We start from the raw sequence: 9,276 nt of genomic DNA, 5'->3' as shown, positions 1-9,276 counted from the left end.
TGCCGGACGTCCTCACAAGGACCTCGAGCCGATACTTGGAATGTTCGTCAACACCCTGGCGCTGCGGACACGCCCGGAGGGCGGGAAGCCGTTTGCGCAATTGTTGCAGGAAGTACGCGAGACCGCCTTGGAAGCTTACGAGCACCAGGATTATCCGTTTGAAGAGCTTGTCGACAAGCTCGGCGTGACAAGGGATATGAGCCGAAATCCGCTGTTTGATGTGATGTTTGTGCTTCAGAATATGGACCAAGAATCCATGCAGCTGAAGGACCTGTGTCTCCGGCCCGCAACAAATATGAGACATCAAGTATCGAAGTTCGATTTAACCCTGTATGCGTACGAGGAATCTAATGGATCTATGATTTTTCAAATGGAATATAGCACGGATCTCTATCAGAAAAAAACGATCGAAATGTGGCTTCACTATTTAATGAATATGTTACGCGCCATCATCCAAGACAGCAAAGCGGCACTTGGAACAATACATGTATTGGACGAGAATGAAACCCATTTCCTTATCCATGAACTCAATTGTACAAAAAGAGAGTATCCGAGACATGAAACCATCAGCAGGCTGTTTGAGTTACAGGCAGCACAAACGCCTGATGCCATAGCAGTGGCCGGCGATGAACAAACATTAACGTATGAGGAACTGAACAGCCGGGCAAACAGGATTGCTGCTGTTCTTCGGAGAAAAGGAGTCGGACCTGAAACTGTAGTTGCATTATTGACAACACGAACTCCAGAACTTGCAGCCGGAATGCTCGGCATTTTGAAAGCTGGAGGAGCCTATCTGCCTATCGCTAAGGATCTGCCCGCTGACCGAATATCATATATGCTGTCAGACAGCGGTGCAAAAATACTCCTTCGATCTGAAAAAACAAATAGTCAACGATTAGACTTAGAGCATAATTGTGAGCAAATCGTCATTGAAGAGATTCAAGGACAAGGAGAAACGAAGAGCTTTGAATCTCCAGCAGGACCACATTCACTCGCTTATATCATCTATACATCAGGATCAACCGGCAAACCGAAGGGTGTCATGATTGAACAGCGAAGTGTGATCCGTCTCGTTAAAAACAGCAATTACATTGAATTTACACCTGAAGACCGGCTTCTGCTGACTTCTTCACTCGGTTTTGATGTCGTTACATTTGAAATACTCGGGCCGCTGCTAAATGGCGCTGCTTTGCATCTCACAGATAAAGAAACATTTCTGGATTCCCATCAGCTTAAGAGTTACATAGAACAAAACGGAATCACCACAATGTGGCTGACTGCATCTCTTTTCAACCATTTAACAGAACAGAATGAGAAAATATTTTTCCGGCTCATAAATCTGATTATTGGCGGAGAAGCTCTGTCAGCCAGTCATGTCAATCGAATCAAGCAAGCATGCCCGGAATTGTCAATCTGGAACGGATATGGGCCGACTGAGAATACAACATTTTCGACTTGCTTTCACATTGAAAAAACGTATGATCATTCCATCCCAATCGGCCGGCCGATTGGTAATTCAACCGCATTTATCTTAAATAAATGGGGAATGCTGCAGCCAATCGGAGCTGTCGGTGAACTGTGTGTCGGCGGAGATGGTGTGGCAAGAGGCTATCTTGGTCGCCCAGACCTGACGAAAGAGAAATTTGTGCCAAATCCATTTGCGCCCGGTGAACAAATGTACCGTACCGGTGATCTGGCACGCTGGCTGCCTGACGGCACAATTGAATACGTAGGCCGTGTCGATGATCAAGTAAAAATAAGGGGGTACCGGGTTGAGCTTGGTGAGATTGAATCTGCGCTTCGTCATATAGACGGTGTCAAAGAAGCAGCTGTATTGGCGCGAACAGGACAACTAGGCAGCAAGGAGCTTTGCGCCTATATAAGCGTAAAAGAGGGTACAGATGCTGAACAAGTGCGTACTCACCTTTCTCAAATGCTGCCTGGCTATATGATGCCGGCCTATATGATAGAAATGAATGCTCTCCCGCTCACGGCCAACGGAAAATTGAACCGAAAAGCATTGCCTGAACCAGATATCACATCTAAACAAACGTACGTCCCGCCTCGAAATGACCTTGAAGAACAACTTGCAAACATATGGCAGGAGGTTCTCGAGACGCAGAGGATCGGAATAGAAGATTCGTTTTTTGAATTAGGCGGAGATTCTATTAAGGCACTTCAAGTATCCGCGCGCCTCGGGCGTTATGGATGGAGCTTGCATGCAAGCGATTTATTCCGCCATCCGAACATAAAAGATTTATCAGCGGTCATCCGGAAGACAGAAAGAGTAATAGACCAAGGATCTGTTGAGGGAGCTGTTCCATGGACACCTATTCAGCATTGGTTCCTCTCTCAGGATATAGAAGATAGACACCATTTTAACCAGTCTGTCATGCTGTTTAGTCCTGATTGTTTGTCGGAAAATGCACTGCGCGCATCATTAAAAAAACTGGCAGAGCATCATGATGCCCTGCGGATGATTTATCGGGATGATAGCGGACAACAGCTGCAAATCAACCAAGACATTCATGAATCCAAACTGTACAGCTTAAGGACTTCTGATGTTTCAGATCCTGGTATTGATTGGGAAGCGAGCATTAAAGAAGAAGTTTCAAATCTTCAGCAAAGCATTAATCTCCAACAAGGACCATTACTGCATGCTGCTTGGTTTAAAACGCTGTCCGGAGATTATTTATTTCTCACGATTCATCATTTGGTCGTTGATGGGGTATCATGGAGAATTTTACTGGAGGACCTGTCAACGGCATATCATCAAGCAGCTTCAGGACAGGCTATACAGCTCCCGCCTAAAACAGATTCCTATCTTGAATACGCACGGCGAATTCAAGATTATGCCCAAAGCAGCAAGCTGATTCGCGAGGAAACGTACTGGCGGACGGTTGAAGAGGAAAAAGCAGCGGAACTGCCATATGAAATGCCTTATATGGAGAATATGAACAGCAGTGAAAGGGCAACATTGCGCTTTTCACTCACTGAGGCAGACACCGCGGTCTTGCTGCAAAAGGTAAACCACGCTTATGGCACAGATACACAAGATATTCTATTGACGGCGGCTTCCTTAGCGATTTGTGACTGGACAGGGGGCAGCAAGCTCCGTATGGCAATGGAGGGACACGGAAGAGAACACATTCTGCCGGATTTAGACATCAGCCGCACGGTTGGCTGGTTTACATCCATTTACCCCGTCCTTATTGACTTTGAAAATCAAGCTGATGAGCTTGGAACCGCAGTTAAAACCGTGAAAGATACATTGGGCCGAATACCGAACAAAGGGGTAGGCTACGGTATGTTGAAATATATCACACCTCCCGAATATAAAAGTATGGTGTTTTCAAAAACACCTGAAATCGGCTTTAACTACTTGGGGCAGTTCAACGACATAGGAAGACAAGACCGTTTCCGCCCGTCTGGTCTTGGGAGCGGTAAGGACATCACTCCTACTTGGAAGCGGGAGCAGCTTATTGAAATGAGTGCGATGGCCGCAGAAAATCAGCTTCATTTTCAGCTCAGCTATGCACCCGCACGGTTTCACAGGGGGACAATGGAGCGGCTTATCAACCTAATTGAATGCTATCTGCAGGATATTATGAAACACTGTGCTGAAAAACAGAACACAGAAAAGACGCTGAGCGATTTCAGCAGCCAATCGTTAACGGCAGAGGATTTGGACAGTATATCCAGCTTGGTGGAAGACTTGTAGAAAATCGTGACAGGGAGATATGAACATGACAAAAGCGAATTCAATTCAGGATATTTATCCGCTGTCTTATATGCAGGAAGGAATGCTTTTTCATTCCCTCCTGCAAAAAGATTCACGGGCGTATGTTGAACAAGCCTCTTTTACGATAGAGGGAGATGTCAATATACAGTTTTTCCAAGAGAGCATCAATGCTTTAGTAGCAAGACATGACATTTTCAGAACGATTTTCATCAGCCAAAATGTCTCTTCACCTCAGCAGGTTGTCCTGAGAGAACGGACTGTCAGTGTACTAGAGGAGGACATTGCTCATTTAGATGAAGCGGGCCAATCTGCGTTTGTCGAACAAATAAAAGAAAAGGACCGCGCCAAAGGGTTTCATCTGCAAAAGGATATGCTCATGCGCATCACACTTATTCGAACCGGAAAGCGGCAATATACTTGTATTTGGACCTTTCACCACATCATGATGGACGGCTGGTGCCTCGGCATTGTACTAAAAGAATTCCTTCAGATTTATGCATCAAAAATAAAAGGGGCTCCATTATCACTGGAGCCCGTTCAGCCATACGGAACTTATATCAATTGGCTGATGGAGCAAGACAAAGAGAAAGCTGTTTCCTATTGGGACAATTATCTTTCCGGCTATGAGCAGCAAACGTTGCTCCCGAAGCAGAAAAAAACAAAGAGCACAAGCAGGCAGGAGCAAATTACATTTTCATTTTCAAAAGAAGACAGCAGCAGGCTGTCAGAGCTTGCCGTAAGAGAAGAAGTCACACTCAGTACGATTTTCCATACCCTGTGGGGGATTCTCCTACAAAAATATAACAATAGTGATGACGCGGTATTCGGTTCTGTCATGTCAGGAAGGCCCTCAGACATTGAAGGAATTGAACAAATGGTTGGACTTTTCATCAACACAATTCCCATACGGCTACACGGATCAAAAACGCCATTTTTACAGCTCGTAAAAGACATGCAAAAGGATCGCCTTGCTGCAGAAGCGTACAGCTACCATCCTCTATACGAGATACAGTCCCGTTCAGCAGTCAAGCAAGGTTTGATAGATCACATTCTTGTATTCGAAAACTATCCGGTGCAGAAAGAAATAGAAATGCTGAACAGCCAGGAGCACGATTCCGATCTTTTTCAGATTCATAACTTCACAGTGGCGGATGAAACCAATTACAGCTTTTATCTCATGGTCGCGCCAGCGGAAGAAATCCATATAAAAATGAGCTATGATGCAGCACTGCATGACCGATCCTTTGTGCTTTCTGTTAAGGAGCATCTGTTGAACACTGTTTCCCAAATCTTAGATCATCCGCATCTCTCACCAGCAGACATCGATATCACAACAGACAATGAAAAGCTGCAGTTGATTGGGGAAATCAAAGATCACACACCAGCTTATGAAACCATCCATGCCATGTTTGAAAAACAGGCAGAGAAGACGCCTGACGCGCAGGCTGTGATTGATCAAGCACATTCTTTGACCTATAAAGAATTGAACGAATCCGCCAACAGATTGGCACGGCATTTGCGGAAAAAAGGCGTTATGAGGCAGGAACCTGTCGCAATCATGATGGAACGCTCAGCTGAGTTCATTACAGGTGTTCTCGGTATATTGAAGGCTGGAGGCGCCATTGTTCCAATCGATCCCCATTATCCGTCTGACAGAATCCATTATATTCTGAATGACTGCGGCTGCTCTCATGTCGTTTCACAAGCGCGTTTTGCACCATTGCTTGAGACTGGCCTGAATGTTACCTATATGGAAGATACTCAAATCGAAGACGGCAGCTGCTTACATTCAGTGAATAGTGCTGACGATCTGCTCTATATGATTTACACATCAGGCACAACAGGAAAACCAAAAGGCGTTCAATTTGAACATCGAAATATGGCGAACTTGCTGCAGTTTGAATTCACTCGCTCTGGCATTGACTTTCAAAATAACGTTTTGCAATTTGCTACTCCTGCCTTTGACGTCTGCTATCAAGAAATATTTTCAACATTACTGGAAGGCGGCACACTTCATATCGTACCTGAAGCTATAAAAAGAGACGTGCCTCAGCTGTTTGCATTTATAAAAGAGCATCAGACGACTATTGTGTTTCTCCCAACAGCTTTTATCAAAATGATTTTCAGCGAACAGGAATTTGCGAACGCGTTTCCTCGTGATGTAAAACACCTAATTACAGCCGGTGAGCAATTAATCGTTTCCAGTCTCCTCCAAGATGTTTTGCGTCAGCGCAACATGTACTTGCATAATCATTATGGACCTTCAGAAACTCATGTAGTGTCGGCATATACCATATATCCGGGTGACCAAATTCCTGAGTTTCCTCCGATTGGCAAACCGATTGATTGTACTGATATGTATATTTTAAATCACCAAAAACAACTGCAGCCTCGGGGGGTATCAGGAGAACTTTATATTTCCGGTTTAAGTGTCGCCAGAGGTTATATCAATAACGATAAACTGACGCGAGAGAAATTTTTACCCGATCCCTTCAGGTCCGGAGCAGTTATGTACCGAACGGGAGATGTAGCGAGAATTCGTGAAGACGGCAACTTTGAATATATCGGTCGAGCCGACGATCAAGTGAAAATCAGAGGTTATCGAATCGAGCCGCAAGAAATAGAAATCGCGTTAATGAATCATCCGGAGGTAAAAGAAGCTGCTATTCTTATCCGGCAAAATCAAAGCGGAGAACATGAGTTATGCGCTTATTATAGCAGTATGCACAGGCTGGATCCCTCGGCTTTGCGACAATATCTGGCAAGTGAGCTTCCAGAATATATGATTCCGGCCAAATGGGTCTCGGTTGACAGCATTCCTTTGACGCCGAACGGGAAAGTCGATCAATCAGCTCTTCCAGAACCGGAAGCTTCAATCAGCAGTCATACATACGCTGCTCCGCGGAACTTGTTAGAGGTAAAGCTTTCACAGCTGTTTGAAGATGTGCTGAAGGAAGGCCCGATTGGCATTCACGATAACTTTTTTGACCGCGGCGGACACTCGTTAAAAGCAACGGTGCTTGTGTCGCGAATCGCCAAGGACTTTCATGTGCAAGTCCCGCTAAAGGACGTATTTGACCATCCGACAGTGGAGGGATTGGCTTTCATCATTCGAAATGCAGAGGAAAATCCCTATGCGGCGATTGCACAGGCAAAAGAACAACCGACGTACCCAGTATCATCAGCTCAAAAGCGGATGTACGTGCTCCAGCATCTAGATAATGGCGGTGTCGGCTACAACATGCCGGCAGTTTTAGAACTTGAAGGGAAGCTTGATCGCGAAAAATTGGCTGCTGTATTCAAGGAACTGATCAGCCGGCATGAGCCACTTCGAACGTCCTTTGTGCCGGGAGAAAACGCCGAGCCCGTACAGCGTATTCACAGTGAGGTTCCGTTTGCGTTAAGTGAAGAAGCCTCTGCTGCTGGATTTGTCCGTCCATTTGACCTCAGTCAAGCGCCGTTATTCAGAGCTGGCCTTGTGAAGCTTACAAACGAGAAGCATTTGCTGCTGGTGGACATGCATCATATCATTTCTGATGGTGTATCCGTTCAGCTGTTAATCCGGGAATTCACTGAGCGCTATGCAAATCGGACGCTTAAGCCGTTACGAATCCAATATAAAGATTACGCCGTTTGGCAGCAGGAATTTCAAAAGGGAGACACATACAAAAAGCAGGAGACTTACTGGCTGAGACAGTTTAGCGGTGAGCTGCCGGTGCTTGAGCTCCCAACAGACAAGCGCCGACCGGCAGAACGGAATTTCTCAGGCGGAAAAATTTTATTTCAAATGAATGAAGAAATCACGTCCCGCCTGAAGCAGCTAGCCCGCAAAAATGGGAGTACGCTGTACATGACGCTACTCGCATTGTATTCAGCTTTTTTGTCGCGGTTAAGCGGTCAGGAAGACATCGTGATCGGTTCGCCTATTGCCGGACGCCCGCATGCCGATCTTGAATCGGTCCTTGGCATGTTCGTCAATACATTAGCGCTTCGGACGCACCCAGCCGGCAATAAGACATTTACGGATTTTCTGAAGGAAGTCAAGCAGACTGCCCTGGAGGCCTATGAGCATCAGGATTATCCGTTTGAGGAGCTGGTTGATCAACTCGGTGTGCAGCGGGAAATGAGCCGGAATCCGCTGTTTGATACAACCCTTGTGCTGCAAAATATGGAAAAGCAAACACTGAAAATGAATGATTTGCTGCTTAGATGGAACGATTTGCAACATCCGATATCTAAGTTCGATATCTCCCTGTATGTCACGGAGCATGAAGCTGAGCTGTACTGTCAGTTTGAATACAGTACCGCTTTGTTTGAAAAAGATACCGTTCAAAGATGGGCTGACCTTTTTACAACACTTGTGGAAAACACGGCTTCCAGTCCTGAGATGGAATTGGACGATATTCCGATCCTTACAATAGCAGAAGAAAGGTCTTTCATTGACTCATGCCATCCGCTTGAAGAGACAGGCTATCCGTTGAATCAGACCTTGCACCATACACTCGAACAGCAAGCGGCAAAAACACCTGACCAACCGGCTGTAATTTTTGAAGACGGAGCGATAACCTACAAGGAATTGAACGAACGGGCGAACCGTGTAGCCTGGGAGCTGATCGACCGGGGAGTAAAAGCCGAAACGACTGTTGCCATTATGGGAAGGCGTTCCCCTGAAATGCTGATCGGGATTTATGCGATTCTAAAAGCAGGCGGCGCTTATCTTCCTATTGACCCGGAATATCCAGAGGAACGGATTCGCTTTTTGCTGGAGGACAGCGATTCTGGGATTCTCCTTATTCAATCTGACAATCTAGACATTCCGGCTTTTAATGGAGAAATCGTTCATCTCAGTCAATTAAACAGCGGGCTGAAACATCGTGTATCCAATCCAAATGTTGAAGTCAATCCCAATTCTTTAGCCTATATGATTTATACATCCGGCTCTACTGGAAGACCTAAGGGGGTACAGGTTGAGCATCAATCTGCAGTGAATTTTTTGAATTCCCTTCAGATCCGCTATCCTTTGAATCAATCGGACGTCATTTTGCATAAAACGTCGTATTCCTTCGATGCTTCGATATGGGAGCTGTTTTGGTGGCCGTACGCTGGCGCCTCTGTTTATCTGCTTCCTCAAGAAGGCGAAAAAGAACCGGACATGATATTGAAGGTCATAGAAGAACAGCAGATTACCGCGATGCATTTTGTGCCTTCTATGCTTCATGTGTTTTTAGAATATCTAAAAAATGGCTCTGTACCGATCAAAACGAACAGGCTGAAGAGAGTGTTTTCTGGAGGCGAACAGCTAGGGGCTCATCTTGTCTCTCGGTTCTGTGAATTGCTGCCAGATGTTACATTAACCAATTCCTATGGGCCTACCGAAGCTACTGTAGAAGCGGCATTCTTTGATTGCCCGGTTGATGAAAAACTTGACCGCATTCCCATTGGCAAACCTATTCACCATGTCAGATTGTATATTCTGAACCAGAAGCAGAGGATGCTGCCTGCTGGATGTATCGGAGAATTGTATATCGCCGGAT

1 protein-coding gene and 1 pseudogene are annotated in these 9,276 nt (G+C 45.6%); both read left to right on the top strand.

All coding sequences use genetic code 11. The features are described 5' to 3' along the window. A partial coding sequence (locus V6D42_RS20175) for an amino acid adenylation domain-containing protein (RefSeq protein WP_333514375.1) occupies nt 1-3,721 on the top strand: 3,721 nt, incomplete at its 5' end. A gap of 25 nt (nt 3,722-3,746) precedes the next feature. Next, nucleotides 3,747-9,276: pseudogene (gene fenA, locus V6D42_RS20170) on the top strand (fengycin non-ribosomal peptide synthetase FenA); the annotation flags it as partial.

The sequence above is a fragment of the Bacillus sp. 0909A genome (genome assembly GCF_036765115.1).
GTDB classification, from domain to species: Bacteria; Bacillota; Bacilli; order Bacillales; family Bacillaceae; genus Bacillus; species Bacillus mojavensis.
The sequence above is the reverse complement of the archived record's forward strand: the minus strand, read 5'-3'. Positions and strand labels throughout refer to the sequence as shown.